General features: G+C 39.2%; 21 protein-coding genes and 2 riboswitches. Of the genes, 4 read left to right on the top strand and 17 right to left on the bottom strand.

The features are described 5' to 3' along the window. Positions 1–95 precede the first annotated feature (95 nt). Genes LC455_RS25225 through LC455_RS25210 form a run of 4 tightly spaced genes read right to left on the bottom strand, consistent with a single transcriptional unit; the run spans position 96 to position 3,561 of the window. Positions 96–380, bottom strand: coding sequence for a ferredoxin family protein (locus LC455_RS25225; protein ID WP_098526926.1), 285 nt, complete (start codon positions 378–380; stop codon positions 96–98). Further along, complete coding sequence (locus LC455_RS25220) at positions 380–1,675, bottom strand: FAD-dependent oxidoreductase (RefSeq protein WP_263297903.1); 1,296 nt, start codon at positions 1,673–1,675, stop codon at positions 380–382. The genes LC455_RS25225 and LC455_RS25220 overlap by 1 nt, the downstream gene beginning before the upstream one ends. Beyond that, positions 1,668–2,699, bottom strand: a complete 1,032-nt coding sequence (locus LC455_RS25215) for an electron transfer flavoprotein subunit alpha/FixB family protein (protein WP_223595129.1) — start codon at positions 2,697–2,699, stop codon at positions 1,668–1,670. Before LC455_RS25215 ends, LC455_RS25220 begins: the two co-directional genes overlap by 8 nt. 37 nt (positions 2,700–2,736) lie before the next feature. After that, positions 2,737–3,561, bottom strand: a complete 825-nt coding sequence (locus LC455_RS25210; protein ID WP_223595128.1) for an electron transfer flavoprotein subunit beta/FixA family protein — start codon at positions 3,559–3,561, stop codon at positions 2,737–2,739. 386 nt (positions 3,562–3,947) lie between these two features. On the opposite strand from LC455_RS25210, the gene LC455_RS25205 reads away from it, so the two are divergent. Beyond that, complete coding sequence (locus LC455_RS25205) at positions 3,948–4,679, top strand: ZIP family metal transporter (protein ID WP_223595127.1); 732 nt, start codon at positions 3,948–3,950, stop codon at positions 4,677–4,679. 12 nt (positions 4,680–4,691) lie between these two features. Here the strand turns inward: LC455_RS25205 and LC455_RS31555 are convergent, their stop codons facing one another. The 6 genes from LC455_RS31555 to LC455_RS25175 form a co-directional block, all read right to left on the bottom strand. Continuing rightward, positions 4,692–4,934 carry an aspartyl-phosphate phosphatase Spo0E family protein gene (locus tag LC455_RS31555; RefSeq protein WP_317851480.1) on the bottom strand — a complete coding sequence of 81 codons (243 nt, stop codon included), beginning with the start codon at positions 4,932–4,934 and terminating at the stop codon, positions 4,692–4,694. A gap of 560 nt (positions 4,935–5,494) precedes the next feature. Then, complete coding sequence (locus LC455_RS25195) at positions 5,495–6,028, bottom strand: 1,2-dihydroxy-3-keto-5-methylthiopentene dioxygenase (protein WP_223595126.1); 534 nt, start codon at positions 6,026–6,028, stop codon at positions 5,495–5,497. A gap of 23 nt (positions 6,029–6,051) precedes the next feature. Further along, on the bottom strand, positions 6,052–6,681 hold the full coding sequence (locus LC455_RS25190; protein ID WP_223595125.1) for a methylthioribulose 1-phosphate dehydratase: 630 nt from the start codon (positions 6,679–6,681) through the stop codon (positions 6,052–6,054). Next, positions 6,675–7,346, bottom strand: coding sequence for a 2-hydroxy-3-keto-5-methylthiopentenyl-1-phosphate phosphatase (locus LC455_RS25185; protein ID WP_223595124.1), 672 nt, complete (start codon positions 7,344–7,346; stop codon positions 6,675–6,677). The genes LC455_RS25190 and LC455_RS25185 overlap by 7 nt, the downstream gene beginning before the upstream one ends. Next, positions 7,347–8,558, bottom strand: a complete 1,212-nt coding sequence (mtnW, locus tag LC455_RS25180) for a 2,3-diketo-5-methylthiopentyl-1-phosphate enolase (RefSeq protein ID WP_223595123.1) — start codon at positions 8,556–8,558, stop codon at positions 7,347–7,349. A gap of 73 nt (positions 8,559–8,631) precedes the next feature. Then, a riboswitch (SAM riboswitch) is annotated at positions 8,632–8,740 on the bottom strand. 78 nt (positions 8,741–8,818) lie between these two features. Beyond that, complete coding sequence (locus LC455_RS25175; protein WP_223595121.1) at positions 8,819–9,997, bottom strand: pyridoxal phosphate-dependent aminotransferase; 1,179 nt, start codon at positions 9,995–9,997, stop codon at positions 8,819–8,821. Positions 9,998–10,192: 195 nt separating this feature from the next. Then, positions 10,193–10,348: riboswitch (SAM riboswitch) on the top strand. 102 nt (positions 10,349–10,450) lie between these two features. Between LC455_RS25175 and mtnK the strand changes: the two genes are divergently transcribed. Beyond that, complete coding sequence (mtnK, locus tag LC455_RS25170; protein WP_223595119.1) at positions 10,451–11,635, top strand: S-methyl-5-thioribose kinase; 1,185 nt, start codon at positions 10,451–10,453, stop codon at positions 11,633–11,635. Between the two features lie 36 nt (positions 11,636–11,671). Here mtnK and LC455_RS25165 read toward each other — a convergent pair whose 3' ends face one another. The 7 genes from LC455_RS25165 to LC455_RS25135 all read right to left on the bottom strand — a co-directional run bounded on the left by LC455_RS25165 (position 11,672) and on the right by LC455_RS25135 (position 19,848). Beyond that, positions 11,672–12,256: a metalloregulator ArsR/SmtB family transcription factor gene (locus tag LC455_RS25165; protein WP_223595118.1), complete on the bottom strand. Its 585-nt coding sequence runs from the start codon at positions 12,254–12,256 to the stop codon at positions 11,672–11,674. Between the two features lie 114 nt (positions 12,257–12,370). Further along, positions 12,371–14,665 carry a transketolase C-terminal domain-containing protein gene (locus LC455_RS25160; RefSeq protein WP_223595116.1) on the bottom strand — a complete coding sequence of 765 codons (2,295 nt, stop codon included), beginning with the start codon at positions 14,663–14,665 and terminating at the stop codon, positions 12,371–12,373. Next, positions 14,665–15,678 carry a 2-oxoacid:acceptor oxidoreductase family protein gene (locus LC455_RS25155; protein WP_223595115.1) on the bottom strand — a complete coding sequence of 338 codons (1,014 nt, stop codon included), beginning with the start codon at positions 15,676–15,678 and terminating at the stop codon, positions 14,665–14,667. Before LC455_RS25155 ends, LC455_RS25160 begins: the two co-directional genes overlap by 1 nt. A 327-nt stretch (positions 15,679–16,005) precedes the next feature. Further along, positions 16,006–16,725 carry a LutC/YkgG family protein gene (locus LC455_RS25150; RefSeq protein WP_223595113.1) on the bottom strand — a complete coding sequence of 240 codons (720 nt, stop codon included), beginning with the start codon at positions 16,723–16,725 and terminating at the stop codon, positions 16,006–16,008. Between the two features lie 2 nt (positions 16,726–16,727). Beyond that, positions 16,728–18,152, bottom strand: coding sequence for a LutB/LldF family L-lactate oxidation iron-sulfur protein (locus LC455_RS25145; RefSeq protein WP_223595111.1), 1,425 nt, complete (start codon positions 18,150–18,152; stop codon positions 16,728–16,730). A gap of 52 nt (positions 18,153–18,204) precedes the next feature. Further along, entirely contained in the window at positions 18,205–18,921 is a 717-nt protein-coding gene (locus LC455_RS25140; RefSeq protein ID WP_223595109.1) for a (Fe-S)-binding protein, read from the bottom strand. A gap of 198 nt (positions 18,922–19,119) precedes the next feature. Further along, on the bottom strand, positions 19,120–19,848 hold the full coding sequence (locus LC455_RS25135) for a FadR/GntR family transcriptional regulator (RefSeq protein WP_223595107.1): 729 nt from the start codon (positions 19,846–19,848) through the stop codon (positions 19,120–19,122). A gap of 316 nt (positions 19,849–20,164) precedes the next feature. On the opposite strand from LC455_RS25135, the gene LC455_RS25130 reads away from it, so the two are divergent. After that, positions 20,165–21,859: an L-lactate permease gene (locus LC455_RS25130; protein WP_223595106.1), complete on the top strand. Its 1,695-nt coding sequence runs from the start codon at positions 20,165–20,167 to the stop codon at positions 21,857–21,859. 296 nt (positions 21,860–22,155) lie between these two features. Next, positions 22,156–23,895: a B12-binding domain-containing radical SAM protein gene (locus tag LC455_RS25125; RefSeq protein ID WP_223595105.1), complete on the top strand. Its 1,740-nt coding sequence runs from the start codon at positions 22,156–22,158 to the stop codon at positions 23,893–23,895. Positions 23,896–23,916 lie beyond the last annotated feature (21 nt).

Raw genomic sequence — 23,916 nt, 5'->3', positions numbered from 1 at the left:
TCCCTACTTGTGAAATAACATACATATAGTGTTTTTCTAAATCTTTTCAAAATAAAAAAGTGCTGTTTGCAATGATTGCATACAGCACTTTTTTATTAGGCTAAACGGAAGACAATACCGTGTCCGCCCTTTGGATATTCCCATTTAATATTCTGGTATGGACAGCCGATCCGGCAGCTGCCGCACTCATGGCAGCCTTCATAGCCCACTTGCATCCTAGTCCCTTCCCATTTATATACCTCTGCGGGGCAAAAGACGGTACAAATTTTATCAGGGCATTTCGTCATGCAAATATCATGATCAAGTACGGTCAAATGAGATTTCGTGTCACACTTAAAACGGAGAAGATACTGTTTTTCTTCGATATTTTTAGTTGACATTATTTTACCGCCTTCCATGCTCGATAAATATCTTGAATTACCCGAAGCGTTCCTCTTTCTGATGTCACACTCTTCATGATTTGTTTCTGTTTATCGCGTTTTGGTGTTCCATCTACGGTAAAGAATTTGCTCATTGCTTTGTTCATCATTGGTACATATTCTTTGAAGTATTGCGGATATTTTTCAAATGTGTGGGCAGCGTCTTTGTATTTCTCTAAATCTTTAATGATAAAACTATCATAAAGCTTCTCACGATAAAGATTTAAACTGGCTTCAGAATAGTCTCCTCGATGTTTAGCCTCGATAATGGATTCAGCTGCTAGTAATCCTGAATGCATCGCCATGTTCGAACCTTCACGATGGATGGCATTAACAAGCTGTGCTGCATCACCTATAACAATAACACCATTACCTGCCACCTTTGGTACAGAACGATAACCACCCTCAGGAATAAGATGTGCAAGATATTCTGCTGATTCACCACCGCTAATCAATGGTTTCACCATTGGATGATTTTTCAGGTAATCAAGCAGCTCATATGGCTTCATTTTCGCATTAATCATACTTGAGAGGGTCGTACCTACTCCAATATTTAAGCTCTCTTTATTGGTATAAAGAAATGCAGTTCCAAGGTTCCCCTTAGTGGAGTCACCAAATATTTCAATCGTACAGCCTTGATTATCTTCTAAATTAAAACGGTCATTAATTTTTTCTTTTGGCAGATTAATAACTTCCATAACTGTTAAAGCTACTTCATCAGGACGGAACTCTTTATGGAACCCCAACTGTTTGGATAACAGCGAGTTTACACCATCCGCAAGTACAACGACATCGGCGTAGACCTCTCCATTCGGACGGTCGGTGCGAACTCCGATCACCTTCCCATTTTCAACAATACATTCGGTTACAACGGTTTCGTTGATAAGCAGTGCACCTGCTTCTACTGCCTTTCCAGCAAACCATTGGTCAAATTGGGCCCGAAGTACGGTAAAGTTGTTATAGGGCTCTACTGCCCATTCAAGGCCTTTATAGCCGAAGGAAACAACAGATTCCTTATCCATCATCCAAAAGCGCTGTTCAATTACCGGCCTTTCAAGCGGTGCTTCCTTCCAAAATTCAGGGATGAGCTCTTCCATTTGCTTACGATATAATACTCCGCCCATGACGTTTTTAGCTCCTGGGTATTCCCCTCTTTCAATTAGCAAAACATTTAAGCCGCTTTTTGCACAAGTATAGGCGCAAGAAGTACCCGCTGGACCTGCTCCGACAACGATAACATCAAATTTTTCAGACATAGACCATTTCACCGCCTTTTTCCGCTTTAAGCTTCTTAAATTGTGCGATTAGTTTAGGGACAATTTCCATTGCGTCCCCAACAATCCCATAGGTTGCAACATCAAATATCGGTGCATTTGGATCCTTATTGATAGCGATGATAAACTCAGAATTTTTCATACCAACCACATGTTGAATGGCCCCTGATATTCCGATTGCAAAATAAATTTTTGGTGTAACCGTTTCCCCTGTTTGACCAACCTGCTGTTCGTGCCTTAGCCATCCGGCTTCAACCACGTCACGTGTACCGCCAACACTTGCACCTATCGTGTCAGCTAATTCATGTATGAGCTGGAAATTTTGCAATTCCCCCATTCCTTTTCCGCCGCAGACGATAACATGTGCATCGGCTAAATTGGCCTTTTTTGTTACATCATTCACAATTCGAAGGACTTTTGTCCTAATGTCTTCTTCTTCGACGGAAATTTTCTCTTCGATAATTTTACCAAGTCTGCTTGATTCTGGCTCTAATGCCTTCATGACCTTAGGCCTCACTGTTGCCATTTGTGGGCGATGCTTTTTACAAAGAATGGTTGCCATAATATTACCGCCAAACGCTGGCCGGCTTGCTTCTAGTAATCTGCTATCAATATCCACATCCAGCATGGTAGTATCTGCGGTTAAACCGGTGCTTAAGTCAGTTGCTACCGCGCTTGCTAAGTCTTTACCGTTTGGTGTAGCGCCATAAAGAATGATTTCAGGCTTATATTTTTTAGCTAAGTGCATAACACCTTTCATATATGACTCTGTTCGGTAATGTTTCAAGACTGGATGGTCAATAAGATAAACGATGTCTGCACCGTAAGCTATAACCTCCTTTGCTAAAGGCTTAACTTCATGGCCAAGCAGGAATCCCTCCAATGGAACTTGCAATTTATCAGCAAGCTTTCGCCCGGCACCAAGCAGTTCAAGTGATACACCTTCAATTTTTTCGTCATTTTGTTCAATAAATACCCAGACACCACGATAATCGTCCAGATTCATGTAAACCCCTCCCTGCGGCAAAAAGATTTAGTCTTTGTTATTTAGATGGTTGTAATGTAAACAGGTCTTTTTTCTCCATCAATACTTCCATGAGCTGGCTAACTTGATTATCAACTGAACCTTCAAGTTTTTTTCCACCTTCAGGTCGTGGGGGTGTAAACATTTTTCCAACGATTGTTGGAGAACCCTTCAGTCCCAGCTGTGCCCGGTCAACATTTTCTAGGTCACTAACTGCCCAAATAATTGGCTCATACTTAGCTGCTTCAATCATGTTAGGCATTGGCGAATATTCGATATCATTAATTTCCTTTTCAACTGTTAACAGGCAAGGAAGCTGCGACTGAATTAATTCATAACCGTTTGTCAGTTTCCGTTTTATCAAAACAGTTTTTTCCTTCTGATTGACCTCTGAAACTTCTATTACATTTGTTACAGGCGGGATATCCATTCTTCTGGCAATCCCGGGCCCAACTTGTCCTGTATCACCATCGATAGCATGTTTACCACAAATAATCATATCTACAGGGTGATCCTTGTTGATTCTCTCTAATGCTTTTGATAAGGCGTAACTGGTCGCCAGCGTATCTGCTCCTGCAAAGGCACGGTCAGTAATTAAATACCCTCTATCTGCACCTATTTCAATGCTCTTTTTTATCACAGCAGTTGCTTGAGGCGGCCCCATTGACAACACTGAAATCGAACCACCAGTTATTTCCTTAATTTTCACAGCTTCTTGAACCGCATGTGCATCGTATGGGTTTAAGATTGCCGGGGCACTGCGCCGGTCGAGTGTGTTTGTTTTTGGATTAATTTTAATGATTTTTGTATCGGGTACTTGTTTGACACATACGACAATGTGCATGTAGGACTTTCCCTCCTCCATATAGTCTAAGAATATTGAAAGCGTTTGCCTTCTTTGGTTATTAAAAATGCTTTTATTAACGATATATGTATCGAAATATAAGCATATTACCCAAGTTTGATAGTTTTCTTTTTTTTCCGTAATTGTTTAAACTAAATTTTAAAGACATATGGACAGTTTTCTAAGGAGCCATAACAAAAGTAGATTGAAGAATTATAGATGCAGCAATGTATGTAGTGAGTCATGATGTAAGTGTTTATTACAAAATAGTACTAATTTAACTATAAGAAATATTGAGATATAAACAATGATAAAAATCACAGTAACTGTCTAATATTGTAGAAATAAATGTTTTCTTTTTTATGGGATTTTGTCAGGAGGATTTTATGTTTGAAGTTATTTTTGGCAGCGTTCTTTCAGCCTTATCCACCGGGGCTGGGGCCTTGGTGATTTTATTTATTCATGATTCCATTACACATCGCTGGAAGGATGTTTTACTAGCTTTTAGTGCGGGAATAATGATGGCAGCCTCAACTATTGGCCTTATACCCGAGGCATTAAAATATGGCGGCTATTTGGAGCTTTTTATTGGAGTTTGCTTGGGGGTTGGGGCTTTAACCATATTGGAGAAGAATATTCCACATATTGATCTGGAGCATAATCAAAAAGGAATTCAATTTGATGAAAAGGCTCTTTTAATCATTTCGGCGATTACACTTCATAATATACCTGAAGGTTTATCAGTTGGCGTAAGCTACGCCTCTCAGGAAAGAGATACCGGGAATTTGATTGCATTGGCAATTGAGGCCCAAAATGCGCCCGAAGGCCTCCTTGTCGCATTATTTTTAATCAATCAGCGAATTAGTAAACTGAAGGCCTTCATTATAGCAACCTTAACAGGTGCCATTGAAATTGTTACTTCCTTATTAGGATATTTATTGACTTCTATTGTTAAGGGGCTTGTCCCATATGGTTTATCATTTGCCGCAGGAGCGATGCTTTTTATTATCTATAAAGAATTAATACCAGAAAGCCATGGAGATGGAAATGAGCGGGTTTCAACTTATGCTTTTATCGTGGGGATGCTTCTCATGGTATTCATTATTGATATTTTTTAAAATAAAGATTCTTTATACTAATACTCTTGGCCAAATCATGATCATTTGTTGAAAGGCAAATTTAACCTCTTCATTTGGCCTTGGAGCTTTTCCCATGATTTTTTGATACTCATTGATCAATTCATCAAGTTCCTGGCTGTATTTTATTGTTTCTTCACTAGTAAATCCCTGTGTATTGGCACTATTTATCATTAATTCCCTTTTTGCTTTGATCTCCTCAATCATGTCAGATTGATTATTACTATACTTGTACAATGTTATCCCCCTGCCTCTTACATTCTTACTGTAAACTGCTAAAAAAGTAGATTACTTGAGAATTATGACAAGAATTTTTATAAAAGTAAATACATTCGCAAAAGTAGACAAAACATTCTATATATCTTGCTATTCGACATGATTCTTGTTTGATTTCTCTTTATTTCGACATTTTTCTTTATGAATGGCCGGTCCGATAATTCAGTTTATTCAAAAAGTTCAAAGTGACTTTTATCTATTTTTTTAACATTTCCTATTTATTTAATTATGAAAGGGCTTTCATTATTTTATTAAGATATTTTTTAGTACAAAATTCCTATTTTATTTCAAGACTCTGTTAAACTTGGTTGTTGATTTGCGCTCCAGGCGCTTCGCTTTCCGCGGGCGTGCCGGCGAGCCTCCTCGGCGCTTTGGCGCCTGCGGGGTCTCCCCTGCCCCGTACTCCCGCAGGAGTCTTCGTGCCTTCCGCTCCAATCAACAGGGTTAAAAATCAACAATGCCCTTTAACATAGCCTATTTCAAAAAAAACTGGCTTTTCGCTGCAGCCAGTTTTTTTATTATTATTGATTTACTTCTAACTTTTCATAAATCGGCACCCAGCCTTCAGTTGTCACAAAGATACGTACCGCGACAACTTTACGGTCTGCCTCTAAAGTAAAATAATGTCTTGTATTTTCGGGAACTGAAATCAAGTCTCCTGGATTCAAATGGACCTCAAAAAATTCACCATCTTTTCCTTGGATGACAAACACACCATGTCCGCTAACAATGAAACGAACCTCATCATCTGTATGATGATGCTCGTTCTTAAAGTTTGTCAGCAATACATCCAAATTAGGTGTATGTTCTGATAAGGAGATGACATCCTGTGCTTTATAGCCTCTTCTCTTGGAAATGTCAGCAATTTCTCCGGCAAAGGTATTTAATATTTCTTCTTTTTCTTCATCACTTAATAAATACTTTTCTACTAGTGATGCAGGAAGTTTGCTAATGTCCCAATTTTCATAAATTACTTCCTGCGACGCAAGAAAGCTGGAAACCTCCTCATGCTCCTGAAGTTGATCCTGTTTGTTTTGAAAAGTAATATACGCCATTTTTCATCTCTCCCTTTAGAGTATTAAACGACTTTAATTAATTGATTGGGTTTATGTTCTAGCAACCGTAATTGATAGCGAAACAAGAATTCTGAGGCTTCGAGTATTTTTTTTGCTTCAAATGCGTTTCTTCCCCAAACTGTAATGCCATGGTTTCGGATTAAGACCGCGCCTGTATCGCCCGAAACATGTTCGGAAAATTTATTTGCAAGTGTTGGGATATGGGCATAATTACGAATAATCGGTATTTTCAGGACAGCATCCTCTTCCCATTTATCAAATGCCTTTATCAGTTCTTGCCCTTTAAAGGTTACTTCGCCAATGTCACCATATACTTCTGAAATGACATTATTATCAATCGTATGGACATGCAGACTACAGCCTGCATTTGTCATACGGTATATCTCGACATGAAGCAAGGTTTCAGCTGAAGGCTTTAAATGGGTTTCTTCAACTGCTTCGCCAAATTCGTCAACGAGAATGAAATCCTCGTCTGTTCGCTTGCGCTTATCTTTCCCACTTGCTGTTACCAAAAATTGAAGCGGGTGATCACTCACTTTAATCGCCAGGTTTCCACTTGTCCCCATAAACCAATCCCGCTCAGCCAATTCATCCTTTATATCAGCTAATTCATTCCATCTTTCCTTTAGCATGATCGTTCACCCACCTCAATTCTCTTTTTTATCTCCTCAATACAATCATAGAATGTATGAAATTCCCGGTGGTTTATCCCCCACTCTAGGCATTTCTCCTGTAACAAATCTCTTGCCAATACGAAGTCGGCATGCTTTGCAGCTTCAAGATCCGTTACGGAGTCTCCAATGACAATCTTAAAGCTATTTTTATGATTCAAATGGCGAATGATGCTCGGTTTACAGCAGCCGCAATCATTTTTACATAAAGGATCACAGGAATGCGGCCAAAGAATCCGAATACCTGATTCAGAAAAATTAGATTCGTTGCAATAAATTTCTGTAAATGGCCCATAATCAGCTAGAATTGGATAAACAAAGAAGTCGATTCCACCGCTTACAATATAAAAGGGAATTCCTTCCTCATGTGCAAACGCAACAAACTCTTTGAAACCTGAACGAATTTTCGCATTTTCAATCGCAAATTTTGTTATTTCATCTTTTCTATTACTTGGTAACAGAGAAAATAACTTTCCTACACCATTCTTAATTGAAATCTGACGGGAGAAAATCTGATCTTTAATTTCCTCCCACCCTGGAGGTGCATATTTTTTCATGATGGCAATGATATTATCACTTTCCGTTATCGTCCCATCAAAATCGCAGTAAATAACAGGCCGGGCCATTTATGCTGTCACCTCTGCATTCCCCCATAACTGCAATGCCTTTTTGAGTTCAGGGAACTGTTCAGCGCCTTGGGCTAGCAGGTTCCCTTGGAGGTTTGTTTCGATTGCCTGACGGAATGCTAAGCCGCCGCCACGGGCACCATCTGGATGTCCATGGACGCCGCCGCCTGCGTTAATGACTGAATTGATTCCAAAGTCCCGAATTAATAATGGAACGAGTCCTGGGTGAATTCCAGCGGAAGGAACCGGGAATGCCTTTAGGAAGGTATCCGCCTTCGTTAATTCACTGGCAATCGCGAGTGCAGAGTTTTTTTCCAATGCTACTGTTCCATATGGAGATGGAAACAATGATAAATCTGCACCTGCATACCTTAGCAGCTTACCAAGCAGCAAGGAATGGGAAAATCCATATTCAAGCGATGATGTTAAAGCCCCGCTGACTGCCGGATGGGCCATAAGCGGAAGGCCAATTTCATCGTCCTCTCTTAATTCTTGAAGAACATCGAGCCCATAGGAAAACACATTAAAAAGTAAAAGGTCTGCTCCTAGTTCCGCTGCCTTTCTTGCTTTATCCCTTAGCTGAGAAGTTCTGCCTGTCAAATTAACAGCGTAAAGCGTTCTATGTCCCGTCTTGTCATAAACCTCTTTTAATACCTCTTTACCTGCAGCGATTCTTTTTTCAAATGGTGTTAGTTCATTTTCAAAAAGAATTTCGTCATCTTTAACAAGATCAACACCACCAAGTGCCTGCTGCTTTAGCTGTTCAGCTAAAAAGGAAAGATCTTTACCAAGCACTCCTTTAAAGATGCTCATTAAAAGCGGTCTATCATATACGTTTAATTTCCCTCTAATCCCCTCAATCCCAAATTTCGGACCTGGGAATAACCTCTTTAATTTTTCGTCAAAATCCAAATCAAGTAATTTTATTTTCCCATCCAAAGAAAGTTTTCCAAAAACAGTTGTTAAAATCGCCGGGATATCATTTGAAAAATTAAGAGTCGGATAGGCAATTCTAATCAAGGATTGATTTTCTCTTTCAGAGTGAACTCCCTCGATTGAAACGACCCTTCCTTTATGCTTTCGTAATTGGTTTTGTTCGAGTTCGGGCAAATTTGTCCATGAACCCACTGTGAGTCCCAGGGCAATTTCCTCTGCTTTTTTGTCTGGATTTTTTTCATCATGCAGTAAATATGTAGCGATTAATTCAGACATTATTACACTTCCTTTCGTAAAAACATAAAAAAACCTCTTCGAAAAGAAGAGGTTAGCGTTACAAACTAACATCTTCTCATCTATCAGCTGTTCGCTGCAAGATTTAGCACCGTGCTTAAAAATGGTTTAAGTCGGTTGCCGGGCTTCATTGGGCTAGTCCCTCCGCCTGCTCTTGATAAGAAAACGATTCGTAATATTAATTATTTTCATATTAGTTAACTTTAGTTTGGATTATCCCAAGAAAGAATTAAAATGTCAACCTATTTTTCAAAAATTTCTAAACAACTAATTCTTCTGACAGCTTCCCTTAGCCGCTCCTCAGAAGATAAAAGTCCAACACGGACAAAACCTTCTCCATATTGACCAAAGCCAATACCTGGGGCGACCATGATATGTACTTGTTCGAGAAGAATATTAGCGAATTCCTCTGACGTTAGACCATTGGGGACCTTTAACCATGCAAAAAAGGATCCTTTAGGAGCTGTAACATCCCAGCCTAACGACCGCAAGCCGTCAATTAGGACATTCCTTCTTCGCTCATAAAGCTGATTTAATTCCTTCACACATTCTTGTGAGGCAGTTAACGCTTCAGCTGCAGCCTCCTGGACAGCACCAAATAAACTAACATAAAGATGATCCTGCAAAAGCTCTATTGCCGAAATAACACTTTCATTTCCAACAGCAAATCCTACGCGCCAGCCGGCCATATTATAGGATTTGGAAAGTGTATAAATTTCGATACCCACATCTTTTGCCCCTTCCACCTGCAGGAAGCTGATTGGTTTTTTTCCGTCAAAACCTATTGCCCCGTAGGCAAAGTCATGGACAACGCAAATATCATTTTTACTGGCAAGCTTGACTGTATCCTCAAAGAATTCGGTTGTGGCAGTTGCTCCTGTTGGATTATTAGGATAATTGAGGAACATTAATTTAGCCTTAGATAAAATTTCCGGTGACATTTCCTGATAATCTGGTAAGAAATGATTCTTCTCTCTTAATGGCATTATTGCCATTTCAGCTTGGGCCAGGGCGACACCAGACCAATAATCGGGATAGCCGGGATCTGGAACCAGAATAGTATCACCAGGATTTAATAAGCACTGAGGTATTTCTACCAGGCCTGCTTTGCCGCCAAAAAGAATGGCGACCTCTTTTTTGGGATCAATGGTAACTCCATATTCCCTCAAATAAAATTCCGCGGCAGCCTGTTTTAAATATTTATGTCCTTGAAAGGGCGAATATTTATGGTTGACGGGATTGGCTGCTGCTTCCTGAAGCTTGGCAACAATATGCCCGGGTGTTGGCTGATCAGGATTACCCTGTCCTAAATTAATGACATCATAGCCTTGTTCAAGATATTGATCCACCTTTTTAACAAGGGAGGCAAAAAATTGTTTTGGCAGACTGTTTAAAAGATTTGATGGCGGAAATTGTTTCAATACTCTCACCTGCTCTAACTATTTCATTTTTGGTTTGAAATTCTAGTCACAAATGATATAACTTTTATATTTACTTGTAAAGTAAATACTCCGAACTTTTCAGTGACAATAAAAATAATTTTCAAAAAATATTGACACTAATCTTTTTATCCTGTTATAGTACTTATCAGATTAATAAATTTTAAAATTCAGATACTCTTATCACGAGCTGGCTGAGGGATTTGGCCCTTTGAAGCCCAGCAACCGACCATAATCCCATTGTAAAAATGGGGCGAATTTTTCGCCGGGGAAAACCCGAATAAGGCACGGTGCTAATTCCAACAGAAGGATTGTCTTTCTGAAAGATAAGAGGTGCGACAGACATGAATGTCTTCAGAGCCTCTTTCAAAAAAGAAAGAGGCTTTTTTGTGCCCCCATCCACAACCTAGCCTCCGAAAAAAGGAGAATAAAATAATGAGTCTATTAAAACAACAAACCTATCAACCATTAACCGAAGCCGCTGCCATTGAGCTAGCATTACGCTTAAATCTAGTTACTGATAATGCGGATCTCACTTGTAAGGAAATTGGTGATGGCAACTTAAACCTTGTTTTTCATATTGTCGATAAACAGCATGATAAAAGCATTATTATCAAACAAGCTCTTCCTTACGCAAAGGTGGTTGGGGAAAGCTGGCCTCTTACCCTAAAAAGAGCCAAGATTGAAGCAGACGCCTTAAAAATTTTTGGCCAAATGGCTCCTGATTATGTACCCAGGGTTTATCACACAGATGATATACTCGCAGTAACAGTCATGGAGGATTTATCTCATCTTTTGATTGCGAGAACAGGCTTTATCGAAGGAAGAACCTACCCCTTAATATCACAGCATCTTGGAGAGTATCTCGCCAATACTTTATTTTTTACCTCAGATTATGGTTTAGGTCCTGCTGTTAAGAAAGAAAGGGTACAGCAGTTTATCAATCCTGAACTGTGCAAAATTACAGAGGATTTAATCTTCACCGACCCATTTTATGATGCAGAGACAAATAATTTTGAAGCTGAATTAAGGCCAGCTGTTGAAGAACTTTGGCACGATGAAGAATTGAAGCATCATGTTAATATTTTGAAAAAAAACTTTTTAACTGATGCAGAAGTTCTTCTTCATGGCGACCTCCATACTGGAAGTGTTTTTGCGAATGATTGGGAAACAAAAGTTATTGACCCTGAATTTGCCTTCTATGGTCCTGCCGGATTTGATATCGGCCAAGTATTTGGCAACCTTCTCTTCCAGGTCATTGTGAACGATAAAAACCGTGATATCTTTATCAAGCATATTGAAACAGTCTGGAATGTTTTTGAAAGTCAATTTTCTCATTTGTGGGAACGAGAGAATAAGGAACCTTTAGCAAAAACATCGGCATTCTTGAAATATAATTTATCTAAATTTTTCGAAGACTCTATTGGTTTTGCCGGCTGTGAATTAATTAGAAGAACCATCGGTCTTGCACATGTTGCCGATTTGGATTCAATTGAAAATAAAGAAATACGAATAGCGGCAAAACAAAAGACATTGGAACTTGGTAAAACCCTTATTAAACTTCGAAACGAAATCAAAAACCTGCAAGAATTTATCCATGTAGTTAAAACGGTAATTTAGAAATGAAAAGGCAATCCGAAGCTTCGGATTGCTTTTTCATTCGGGCTTCGCCCACATTTCTTCAGGATTTAGCTCATATATTCCATTTTCCCGATACATATAATGATTAATTATAAATTCCCGGCGAATGGTTGCATAATCCTCGTGAAATTGTTTAATAAACTCATTTATTTCTTTTTCTTCATATTTCTTTCCTTTTTTTAACCCTTGTACCATATGCTCAAACACGATTAATTTCTTTTTCCGCTGTGAAGGAATATTTTTTAATTTTCCGTCTTTAGTATAGAAATTCTCGATTATTTTTTGCCTTTCAAGACTATCTTCCACCATATTTTCCAGCTCCTCCCCCCTTTTATCCAATAGCTGCGAGAGTACTTCTGCCTGCTGTTTGATTAAAGAACTATTTAAATAAAAGTAAATCGTATTTTTATCTCTTCTTTCATAAACCAGATGAACCTCTCTTAATTTCTTTAAGTGATGGGTAATTGTTGGTGCGGTTAAGCCAAGCTTGCCTGCAATTGCCTGACCGTGCAGAGGTCCTTTTGCTAGAAGTGAAACAATTCTAACCCTTGTTGGGTCGCCCATCGTTTTATAGAACTCGACTAAGCGATTTAGCTGCATCAAAGATCACACCTTTTCTATATTTGATAATCATCTAATTAGAAATATATCGAATTTATTGAATACTGTCAAACAAATAAACCACTTCCTGATTTTAGGAAGTGGTCTATTATATCATAACATTGGGTTATCATTCTTAGCTTTCAGGCGCTGCCATCTCTTTTCAACTTCTGCTTCAAATTCTTCTAATAATGGTTTATTTTCTTCATTAAGAAGATGCTTGGTTTTACCCATGTATTTCAACCAGTCAGAAAGTGGAATCCGTTTGTTCTTATCTTCGGGATTGTAGGTAATCGTCGTAATTCCTTGTTCCACCTCATAAAGCGGGAAGAAGCAAGAATCAACGGCTGCTTCGACAATTTTTGTACCGTATCGGTCATCTGATTTCCAGTTAAGCGGGCATGTGATGAGTATTTTCCCGTAAACAGTGCCAACATTTTGAGCATACCACTGGGCCTTTGCACCTTTTTTCACTAAATCCTGCGGGAATGCCTCTGATCCTGTAAACACATAAGGAATGTTGGTTGCCGCCATAATTTGTGCGGTATCCTTATGATGGAATGCTTTTCCACGCTGGGCTTTACCAACACCAGAAGTACTAGTCATATGTCCAATTGGAGTGGAATAAGACATTTGCGAACCAGTATTCATATACCCTTCATTATCATACTCAAGCATGATTAGTTTATGTCCACGAAGCGCTGTACCAATTGCTGCCCCCATACCAATGTCCATACCGCCATCACCCGTAATCATGACAAAGGTAGCATCGTCTGATACATTAATTTCCCCGCGTCGTTTTAATTCCATGAACGCTTCTAGCGTACCTGATAGAGTTGCTGCACCGTTTTGGAAAAGATTGTGTATCATCGTTTGCTTATGTGATGTGCTTGGATAACCCGTTGTCGTTACATAAGCACAGCCCGTTTGGAATAGAGTAACAATATCACCCTCAATTCCTTTAAAGAAAAGTTCTAATCCAGCAAAGATTCCGCAGCCTGGACATGCCCCGTGACCAGATGCAATCCGTTTTGGCTTCCCGGTAAGAGCCCTTAGTGGAGGAATTTTCACCTTTAATTTATTGGTCTCTTCATCCATTTTGACATCGATTAAACCTGTTTTAAATACATCTCCATGTTGAGGCAAAATGACAGGCTTAAGAATTTTATCAGGGTTGCCTGGAATATGGCCATAGTAATCAAACGGTTTTTCAGCATATCCTTTTTCCATCGCGTCGATCGCCATATCAAAGAAAGCCTGGGCATCACTTGCATAGAAATCCTTACCGCCAAGACCGAAAACACGGCTTAAAACGATTGTTTTATTGTTCTTGTCATCTTGAAGCGCTGATTTCACTTCGTGTGTTAAGTTTGGCCCATTTGCGCCGTATGAATCAGCTCGTTCACCCACTAATAATGTTTTTACATTCTTAAGGGCTTCGCGAATCACCTTCGCAGGGAATGGTCGAATAATATTCGGGCTGATGACACCAGCCTTAATTCCTTTTTCTCGAAGTTGATCGACAACATCCTTGGCGGACTCTGCAGCGGAGTTTAAGAGGAATAATGCCACATCTGCATCTTCCATTTTATATAAATCCAGTACAGGATATTCTCTACCTGAAAGTTTTGAATATTCAGCAGCAACTTCTTTAAATACCTTACCAGCATTGTATATTGCTTCAGATTGCTGGAAGTGATTGTTGATGAAATCATCACCGCTCATATGTGCCCCAATTGTTACTGGCTTGCTTAGATCCCTGACAAAATTGTAATCAGTTGGACATTCACCAACAAATTGCTGCACAACACGACGATCCTTAAAGAATTCAACTCTGCGCTTTTGATGGGATGTAAAGAATCCGTCATAAGCTACAATAACGGGTAGACGTACTTTTGAGTGTTCGGCAATCTTTAATGCCATAATATTCATATCATAAACTGCTTGCGGCGTTTTAGCCGTTAAAATCACCCAGCCAGTATTCAATGCATAATAAAGATCGGAGTGATCACCGCGAATATCAAGCGGCCCGCTGACTGCACGAGTAACTAAATTCATAACCATAGGGAAACGAGTACCTGATTGGACCGGCATTTGTTCAAGCATGTATAAAAAACCATTGGCACTTGTTGCATTAATAACCCGGGCTCCTGTCACAGCAGCACCGTAACAAATACCGGCAGAACCGTGTTCTCCATCAGCAGGAATCAGCTTAATATCATGCTCGCCGCGCGTTTTCATCTGGTCTAAGAATTGGGCGACCTCTGTTGAAGGGGTAATTGGGAAGTATCCCATAATATGGTAATTAATTTGTGCTGCCGCCATGGCAGCCATTTCATTACCTGACTCAAATGTAGAAATCTGTTCTGCGGTCCCTTGTGTAGTTAACTTATCTTCTAAAATGGCCATTAGAGAATCCCCCCTGCAATATAAGGAAAGTTTTGCTTTACGCGGTTTTCGTCTGCATATCCAAGCATTTCGCGAAGGTCACCAAGGGCATCTGTTGGACATGCTTCCACACATTTTAAGCAGCCTTTACAATATTGATAGTCAATTCCTTTAAGAAACATTTGCTTTCTGCCGCGCTTATCTTCTCCTTCATCCCAGACAAAACAAAAATCAGGACAAACATTATCACAGGCAGCACAATGAATGCATTTTTCTTGTTGGAACTCTGGAAGAAATCCTTGTCGTGAACCGCTTAAATCTTTAAAAATACTATTTGCTTGCGCAACTATAACCCCGCCAATTTCCTGAGTCATGTAACCAAGCTGTGGAAGCGGACGTGTGAAGGCCTTGCCTTCAGCTCCTTCCGGCACTTCATATTTTTTAAATTGAACTTCATTATAGCCACGGTCAAATGTTCGAATATTGGGTTCAACTAAATGAGGATATTTCTTAGTAAATGTTTTCCGAATCACATCTCTCATTGAATCAGGATCAAGAAATTCGCAAATACGATATAATGCACCTAGCATCGCTGTATTGACCTTTGTTTTTTCCTCTACAGCAATAGATAAAGCATCTACAATGGCAAGTGTGCCATATTCTAGCTGTAAATCCGTTTTAACATCATCAAATTCTCTTGCTGTGTTTACTAAAACGATTCCACCAGCATTCAATCCGCTGACAACATTAACCGTTCTATATAAAGCTTCATGGAAAACACCCACTACATGAGGCTGTTCGATTGGGCTATGATCTCTAATTTCGACATCGGGATCACAAAAACGGATAAAACTCTTAACAGGGGACCCCTTCTTTTCAGATCCATATGATGAAAAATTGGAACCTTTTAAACCAAGACTTAAAACGCCAGCTTCCGCTAACATTTTTCCAGCTAGGTTTGCACCCAGCCCGCCGATTGATTCAAGACGGATTTCAAAAAATCCTAATTCATTTTTCTTTGGTAAAATAGACATAATGTCCCTCCCATTTTAGAAATGCTGCAGCGCCTAGGCGCTGCAGCTAGACAATTATTTCGTTCAAAAATTTAACAAGAAAAAGACATAAAAAATTAACTTCCCCAAAAGTTATTGTATAGCATCACTTATTTTTTAGCTGTGACAAAAGTCAAACATAGAAGAAAAAATTTTATAACACATTTATTCATTTCACCCAAACCGTTAATGTGTATGACTTGAAAAGGTTTACCTTTTTATACAACAGGGAAATTTTTGTATTATAACAGTGTTTTATTTCCAAAAAAGGACTGCCTTTAGAATGTAAAGGCAGTCCTTTATTAAAAATTATAAATCATTAATGACAATATAAGATGCTTTAATGGGACCATGTACTCCAACGACAAGATTTAACTCAATATCTGCTGAATTACTTGGTCCAGTTATAAAATTGATGCATGATGCCACATGTCCAGTTTTCTGATGAATTTCACGCATCTTTTGTGCTGCTTGGGTCATACGGGGAACTAAACTGCTTTTCGGAATTAAGGCAATATAGGTCGCCGGTAAAAAACTGATCGTTCTTCCTTTATTCTCATCACTAAACAAAACAACCGTTCCAGATTCGGCTAATGTTATTTCACTGATAGTAATACCCACATTCGCCTGTTCCGCTTTGGCGATGTTTTCTTCCTCTTTTTTATAATCCCATTCGTATACATCAATGCACTGCTTAGGCCAGTCCTTTTTCATCAGCTGATCTAGCCCCCACTTAGAAAAACGAGCATCTTTCCAAGCCACAATCGGTCCCCCGCCATAGGAGGTTACAACTTCATCAAGAGTTGCAGGTAATTCCTCTAGGTTAGTTGTGTATAGCTTCGTATGAATTTTTTTACACTGCTCTGTCAAGACTTCTAACAATTCATCCTGTGACGCATCCTTTAAAACCTCCTGCTGCGGCTGGAATGCCCATTGGGGCCTTTCTACCAAACCGATAATTCGCGGACGGTCAAGGCGGCTGGCAATTTGATTTAAAAATTTCTCCCGATTTTGTATCATGCCTGACATTTTCACTTACCACCCTTTTCGCGATTTTTAAACCAATCTCTAAATCTTTCTTTATTTGGAGCCGGAAATTCTCGAATTTCCGTCCATGCCTTCAGGGGACCGGGACCTTTTGAGATTTTATCTCCTACGGTGAACGGATTCATGGCTGCCGGTGCCATTTTAGTACCAAGCTTATACAATGTCGGAGAGGCCGCTCCTAAGCCGAATGCTTTCATCGCAAGCTTTTCAGATATTGGAGCTTTCCCTTCTTTTTCAACTATGATTTCCCTGTGTTTATGAAGAAGATTGTGTAACGGTATTTTTACAGGACAAACCTCCGTACAAGCCCCACAAAGTGTGGAGGCATAAGGTAATTCTTTATATTCGTCATATCCCCCAAGCAATGGAGATAAAACAGCTCCAATCGGACCGGAATAAATGGAACCATATGAATGGCCCCCTACATGACGATAAACTGGGCAGACATTAATACACGCTGCACAGCGGATACATTGCAAGACTGCCTGGAATTCTCCACCTAAAATATTGGAACGGCCATTATCGACGATGACGAGGTGAAATTCCTCCGGACCGTCAACGTCTAATTCCTCTCTTGGTCCTGTTAAAACCGTAATATAACTCGTCAATTTTTGGCCTACCGCGCTTCTTGTTAAGAGGCTGACGAGAACCTCCATTTCTTCAAATGTAGGAACAATTCTTTCCATTCCCATGACAGTAATCTGCGTTTTTGGTAATGCTGTTACTAAATCAGCATTCCCTTCATTTGTTACTAAACTAAAAGAACCCGTTTCTGCAACAGCAAAGTTACAGCCCGTTATTCCGATATCGGCTGACAAGTATTCCTTACGAAGCATTTCACGTGCATGTGCGGCCAGTTCTTCTGGCTTCGATGTTTTTGTATAACCTAATTTTTCTTTGAATACATCGCGAATTTGCTCTTTATTTTTATGCAGTGCTGGAACTACTATATGGGATGGCGGGTCATGGTCATCGACTTGAAGAATGTATTCCCCAAGGTCCGTTTCAATAACCTCACATCCCTCTTGCTCCAGTACTGCATTTAAACTAATTTCTTCGGTGACCATCGATTTAGATTTAACGATTTTTTTTGCGTTTTTCTTTTGAACAATGCCGCGAATATACTCATTGGCCTCTTCTTTTGTCTGAGCGAAAAAAACATGGCCGCCCCGTTTTGCGACATTCTCGCTTAATTGTTCTAAATAATAATCTAAATGCTTTAGTACATGCTGTCGGATTTCTTCACCATGTGAACGCCAATCTTCCCAGTTTCCCAGTTCCTCAGTTGCTACCCGTCTTTTTATACCCATTCCATCCTGTGCACCAGCTACCGCACCACGCATAAAGGAATTATGAATTCCTTTATCAACACGTTCCTTAAATTGATCCGTGCCAATCTTCATTGCCATTTGAATACTCCTCCACCCTTCAATTTAATTCACATTCTCTCAAACTTTTGATTTACAGGCTATTTAATACTTCTGCTATATGCAACACCTTGATTGGCTTCCCTTTTCTTTCAATTCGGCCGCCAATATTCATAAGACAGCCTGCATCTGCACCGATTAAATACTCAGCCTCGGTTTCTTCTACATGCCGCACCTTTTCATCGACCATTTGCTCGGATATTTGCGCCATTTTAACTGAAAAGGTTCCTCCAAAGCCGCAGCATTGTTCCTTGCCTGGCAATTCTGTAAACTTTATCCCTTTAACATTTTTTAAAAGAATCATAGGTGCCTCTTTTACACCTAATAATCTCGTCATATGACATGAAGTATGGTAAGTTACACTCGCTTCAAATTTTGCACCGACATCTTCTATTTTTAAAACTTCAACAATAAATTGTGTTAACTCAAATGTCTTTTCAGCCAATTTTTTTGCTTTTGGTTCCCAGTCAGGGTCACCTTTAAAAATATGAGGATATTCATGGAACATTAATGCGCATGATCCGGAAGGAGACACGACGTATTCCGCATCCATAAATGTTTCGATCATTCGTTTCATAGCTTCCTTTGATTCTTTAACATAACCGCTATTATATGCTGGCTGTCCACAGCAGACCTGTGATTCCGGAAATTGAATTTCACATCCCAGCCTTTCAAGTAATTCTACTGTCGCTTTACCTACATTGCTTTGAAATAAGTCAACTAAACAAGTCGCAAAAAGAGTAACCTTCATGTGTTTCTCCCCTTCTTATTATCTAATATATTGGGCGCCACCGTACACCTGATTAACCGGTCATCTGATGACTGATAAAAAAAAGAATGTTCAAATTTTATAATTATCATATTACTATAAAATTGCTAAACATAGAAAGGGCTTTCAGAAAACTTTTATAAAAAAAACGATTCTAACAATTAGAACCGTTTTTTAAACTTAAATTGATAAATTATTATACTGGAGATACTTTTGTAGGATTTCTTCAACGTTTTCAAGGTGCTTAAACATCGATTGTTTAGCTCCGTCCTCGTTTTCGTCCCTTATAGCCTCATAAATAGCCACGTGCTCCTCATATAACCGTTCTAAAGTTGTCTGCTTAGAATATAACCAAACCCTTCTCGTCTCTTTCATTGTTTCACCCATTAAATCGGAAACATGGTTCATTAGGCTAAGTAAAAGCGGGTTTTGCGATGCTTCTGCGATGGCTAAATGGAACTGCAGATCTGCTTTCTCACCAAGTTCTTCATTCCCTTGGGCCTCGCTCATATCTTTCAATGCGCTCACCATATTCTTAAGGTGGTGATCTGTTCTCTTTTTCGCGGCTGCCCCTGCTGTACCGACTTCAATAATCTTTCGTACCTCTAAAAGATGGGTGATATCATCCTTATTCATTAAAATTGCAGTTGATAACGGGAAGGTAATTTGGTCTGTTTCAAACTCTTTTATATATGTTCCTTCCCCCTGCTTCATTTCAATTAGACCCATCGCCCTTAATGACGTTAACGCCTCGCGAATTGCAGAACGACCAACTTGGAAGTTTTCCGCGAGCTGTTGAACAGAATCCAGCTTATCACCAGGCTTTAACTCTCCTGTTCGAATCATTTCATATATAGCTTCAGCAACTTCTTCATATATTTTTTTGGGTTTTATTTTTTTATATTTCATCTAAGACATCCCCTAACAAACAATCAACATGTAACTATTATCATACATTTTTTTCAAACAAAGTGCACCCAAACTAATTCTTAACAGGCGGAGTTTTAATTCATTTTCTGTTTTATTTATTTTCAATTTATAAAAATTTTTTAAATTTTCTATTGAATTTTATTAAAATTGTCCCTTATAATTCTTTACAGAGAGAAACATCGAGTCATCTGATGACCGAATCATCATTTGAAAGCGTTTGCTAACAAAACATTAAGAGAGGAGCTCTTTTTTTTGTAAAAAAACTATTTCAAGCAAATTCGGGGGGATTACGCTAATGACATTTACACAAAATTTTACCGCTGTGGGAGACAATCTCGCACTTTCCGCAATTGTTGCACTTATTCCAATCCTTTATTTCTTCTGGGCTTTAGCTGTAAAACGGATGAAAGGCCATATAGCTGGTCTATCTACACTAGCTATTGCTTTATTGGTTGCGATCATCGCATATAAAATGCCAGCGAGCATGGCATTTATGTCAGCAACTCAAGGAGCTATTTATGGTATTTTGCCAATCGGCTGGATTATTATTACTTCCGTATTTTTATATAAACTAACTGTAAAAACAGGTCAGTTTGATATAATAAGAAATTCAGTATTATCGATCACGGAAGACCGCCGATTACAGGCGTTATTGGTTGCATTTTCATTTGGAGCATTTCTTGAGGGGGCTGCAGGGTTCGGTGCGCCGGTTGCCATTTCAGCTGCTTTATTAGTTGGGTTAGGCTTCAATCCTTTATATGCTGCCGGACTTTGCCTGATTGCGAACACTGCACCAGTTGCTTTTGGTGCAATTGGAATTCCGATTATTGCTGTTGAGGGTCCAACTGGGGTTCCGGCAATCGAAATTTCGAAAATGGTCGGACGCCAATTACCATTCTTATCCGTTTTTATTCCATTTTATCTCGTTTTCATCATGACAGGCTTCAAAAAATCCATGGAAGTTTTACCAGCCATTTTAGTGTCAGGGGTTACCTTTGCCCTAACCCAGTATTTAACTTCTAATTTTATTGGACCAGAACTTCCGGATATTTTATCAGCTCTTGTCTCTTTATTTGCTTTAGCGATTTTTTTAAAATTTTGGAAACCGAAAAATACTTACCGATTCGCAGCAGAGCAGGAATTGGCTGCAACTTCTACAGCCCGAAAGCTTCACAGCAATCAGGAACACTATTCCGGAGGACAAATTTTCAAAGCTTGGTCTCCATTCCTTGTATTAACTGGGATTATCTCTGTTTGGGGAATCCCAACTATTAAGCTTGCATTAACGGGCCATTATGAAGGAACAAATGCTATTTTAAAAGCGATTAATTCCATTGGCCACGCTCTGACATTTATGCCGGAAGTATCACTACTAAACAATAAAATTCTAAATAGTGCAGGTGCTCCTATCTCTGCTGTTTATAAGCTTGAAGTACTTGGAGCAGCTGGAACTGCCATATTAATTGCATGTATCATAACCAAATTCATTGTCGGCATCTCATGGAAAAACTGGGCTATTACTTTTGGCGAAACACTTAATGAGTTGAAATATCCAGTTCTCACAATTGGTTCAGTCGTCGGGTTTGCATATGTTACTAATGCATCAGGAATGAGCACAACTCTTGGTATGTCGCTTGCCAAAACAGGCTCACTCCTGTTTCCATTCTTCTCGCCTTTCCTTGGCTGGCTGGGAGTATTTATTACTGGTTCTGATACATCCGCAAACTTATTATTTGGTAACCTGCAAAAGATTACAGCAACCTCCATTGGTATGGACCCTGTATTAGCCATTGCAGCCAACTCTTCTGGGGGAGTAACCGGAAAAATGATTTCGCCTCAATCCATTGCAGTTGCCTGTGCCGCTGTAGGACTTGCCGGAAAGGAATCAGATTTATTCCGCTTTACCGTTAAACACAGCTTCATCCTGGTCATACTAGTAGGAATCATGACCTTCTTACAGAGTCATGTACTGTCGTTTATGATTCCGTAATTGAAATCCATGCTTAAGACCCACGCTTAACAAGCGTGGGTCTTTTTCCATGGTTTGCTTCTATCATTTTTGTTTAAAATAGACTATAATAAAATATTGTTTTATTTAAGCAAAGGCTATTTTCGCAAAGATTATTGTTTTTTGTATAAGTTCAGCAATCCGTATAACTAGATTCTTCGTGGCATCTTTTCGTAAGAACATTTACGAAAATTGCCTGGGAACTTCGTAAATGGTCCTTAATAAGTTCCAAAAGCAACAAAGTTTACGAAAAGAGCCTTAGCAAAAGGAGTATTTTTATGAAGGTTATTTGCTCTACCTTAAATGCCAAGTATATTCATACAAACCTAGCAATCCGCTATTTGAAAGCCTTTGCTTCGCCTGAGTATGACATACAAATTAAAGAATACACAATAAAAGACCCAATTATGAACATTGTCTCAGACCTTTATCAACAAAAACCGTCTGTAATTGGTTTCAGCTGTTACATTTGGAATATTGAAGAAACGCTTAAAGTTGTCAATATGATTAAAAAAATAGATCCTTCTATTACAATCGTCTTAGGGGGTCCTGAAGTTACTTACGATACGATTCATTGGATGGAAAACTATCCAGAGATTGATTTTATTGTGATTGGTGAAGGTGAACAAACGTTTAAACAGCTGCTAACAGAATTAGAGACGAGTCAAAATTTATTGAATGTCCATGGTGTTGCCTACCGTGAAAATGGTCACGTGAAGTGCACACCACAACGAAATAAGCTTGTTTTGAAGGAACTGCCATCACCATACCGATTCACTGAGGATATTCCCCATTTGGGCAAGCGGGTTACTTATATTGAGACAAGCCGCGGGTGTCCATTTAGCTGCCAATTCTGTTTGTCTTCTATTGAGGTTGGCGTCCGCTATTTTGACCGCGAAAAAATAAAAGAAGATATCCGTTATTTAATGACAAACGGTGCAAAGACGATTAAATTTGTTGACCGTACCTTTAATATCAGCAGAAGCTATGCTATGGATATGTTTCGATTCCTCATTGATGAACACCTCCCAGGGACGGTATTCCAGTTTGAAATTACAGCTGATATCATGCGCCCTGAGGTTATCGAATTTTTAAATCAAGAGGCACCTGAAGGCTTGTTCCGTTTTGAAATCGGTGTCCAATCAACCAATGATTATACTAACGAGATTGTTATGCGGAAGCAGAATTTTGCAAAGCTGACCAGAACCGTTACCTTGGTTAAAGAAGGCGGAAAAATTGATCAACATCTTGATTTAATTGCTGGGCTTCCGGAAGAAGACTATGCCTCTTTCCGCAAAACCTTTAACGATGTTTTCGAAATGAGACCGGAAGAATTGCAATTAGGGTTTTTAAAAATGCTGCGTGGCACAGGGGTCCGTCTTCGAGCTGATGAGCATCAATATGTATATATGGATCATTCACCGTATGAAATCCTAAGCAATAATGTTCTTTCCTTTGACGATATCGTAAGGATTAAACAAGTAGAAGATGTCCTCGAGAAGTATTGGAATGACCACCGTATGGATCACACGGTTGAATATTTGGTAACGAAGGTTTTCCCTTCACCATTTGATTTCTTTCAAGAATTCGGATCCTACTGGGACCAGAAAGGCTGGTCAAGAATTGGCCATCAGCTTGAAGATTTATTCCGCCGCCTCTATTCCTTTTTGGAGCATAAATCGATAGAAAAACTAGATGTGGCAGCTGGTCTTATGAAGTATGATTACCTAAAACATCATAAGTACAAGCCGAGAAAACCGTGGTGGGACGCTAGCTTTAATAAAAATGAACGGACACAAGTGTATAAACAAATCGCTGAAAATCCTTCTTTATTGGGAGAAGCTTTTATTAAGCTGGAACTTAATGAAAAGGAATTATATAAGCATACAATGCTTGAAGAGCTTTCTTTTGATTTATCAAGTTATATAGCAACGGGTGAGATAAAAAATGTTCCTTCCTATCTATTGGCCTATTTCGATCCAACCAATAATCGGACACTTATATTTCCCTATAGATGAAATAAAAAAGCCGGGAATTCC

It is taken from the genome of Neobacillus bataviensis (assembly GCF_019969725.1).
Note: the sequence above shows the minus strand (reverse complement) of the source record. Positions and strands in the feature narration are given on the sequence as shown.

Excerpts from the sequence above, each read along its gene's own strand:
- LC455_RS25185 (WP_223595124.1), bottom strand. The coding sequence starts at position 7,346 with ATGGCCCGGCCTGTTATTTACTGCGATTTTGATGGGACGATAACGGAA.
- LC455_RS25190 (WP_223595125.1), bottom strand. The coding sequence starts at position 6,681 with ATGCTAAAGGAAAGATGGAATGAATTAGCTGATATAAAGGATGAATTG.
- LC455_RS25225 (WP_098526926.1), bottom strand. The coding sequence starts at position 380 with ATGTCAACTAAAAATATCGAAGAAAAACAGTATCTTCTCCGTTTTAAG.
- mtnW (WP_223595123.1), bottom strand. The coding sequence starts at position 8,558 with ATGTCTGAATTAATCGCTACATATTTACTGCATGATGAAAAAAATCCA.
- LC455_RS25155 (WP_223595115.1), bottom strand. The coding sequence starts at position 15,678 with ATGTCTATTTTACCAAAGAAAAATGAATTAGGATTTTTTGAAATCCGT.
- LC455_RS25160 (WP_223595116.1), bottom strand. The coding sequence starts at position 14,665 with ATGGCCATTTTAGAAGATAAGTTAACTACACAAGGGACCGCAGAACAG.
- mtnK (WP_223595119.1), top strand. The coding sequence starts at position 10,451 with ATGAGTCTATTAAAACAACAAACCTATCAACCATTAACCGAAGCCGCT.
- LC455_RS25145 (WP_223595111.1), bottom strand. The coding sequence starts at position 18,152 with ATGGCAATGAAGATTGGCACGGATCAATTTAAGGAACGTGTTGATAAA.
- LC455_RS25205 (WP_223595127.1), top strand. The coding sequence starts at position 3,948 with ATGTTTGAAGTTATTTTTGGCAGCGTTCTTTCAGCCTTATCCACCGGG.
- LC455_RS25150 (WP_223595113.1), bottom strand. The coding sequence starts at position 16,725 with ATGTCAGGCATGATACAAAATCGGGAGAAATTTTTAAATCAAATTGCC.
- LC455_RS25215 (WP_223595129.1), bottom strand. The coding sequence starts at position 2,699 with ATGAATCTGGACGATTATCGTGGTGTCTGGGTATTTATTGAACAAAAT.
- LC455_RS25220 (WP_263297903.1), bottom strand. The coding sequence starts at position 1,675 with ATGTCTGAAAAATTTGATGTTATCGTTGTCGGAGCAGGTCCAGCGGGT.
- LC455_RS25130 (WP_223595106.1), top strand. The coding sequence starts at position 20,165 with ATGACATTTACACAAAATTTTACCGCTGTGGGAGACAATCTCGCACTT.
- LC455_RS25165 (WP_223595118.1), bottom strand. The coding sequence starts at position 12,256 with ATGCAGCTAAATCGCTTAGTCGAGTTCTATAAAACGATGGGCGACCCA.
- LC455_RS25210 (WP_223595128.1), bottom strand. The coding sequence starts at position 3,561 with ATGCACATTGTCGTATGTGTCAAACAAGTACCCGATACAAAAATCATT.
- LC455_RS25135 (WP_223595107.1), bottom strand. The coding sequence starts at position 19,848 with ATGAAATATAAAAAAATAAAACCCAAAAAAATATATGAAGAAGTTGCT.
- LC455_RS25140 (WP_223595109.1), bottom strand. The coding sequence starts at position 18,921 with ATGAAGGTTACTCTTTTTGCGACTTGTTTAGTTGACTTATTTCAAAGC.
- LC455_RS25195 (WP_223595126.1), bottom strand. The coding sequence starts at position 6,028 with ATGGCGTATATTACTTTTCAAAACAAACAGGATCAACTTCAGGAGCAT.
- LC455_RS25125 (WP_223595105.1), top strand. The coding sequence starts at position 22,156 with ATGAAGGTTATTTGCTCTACCTTAAATGCCAAGTATATTCATACAAAC.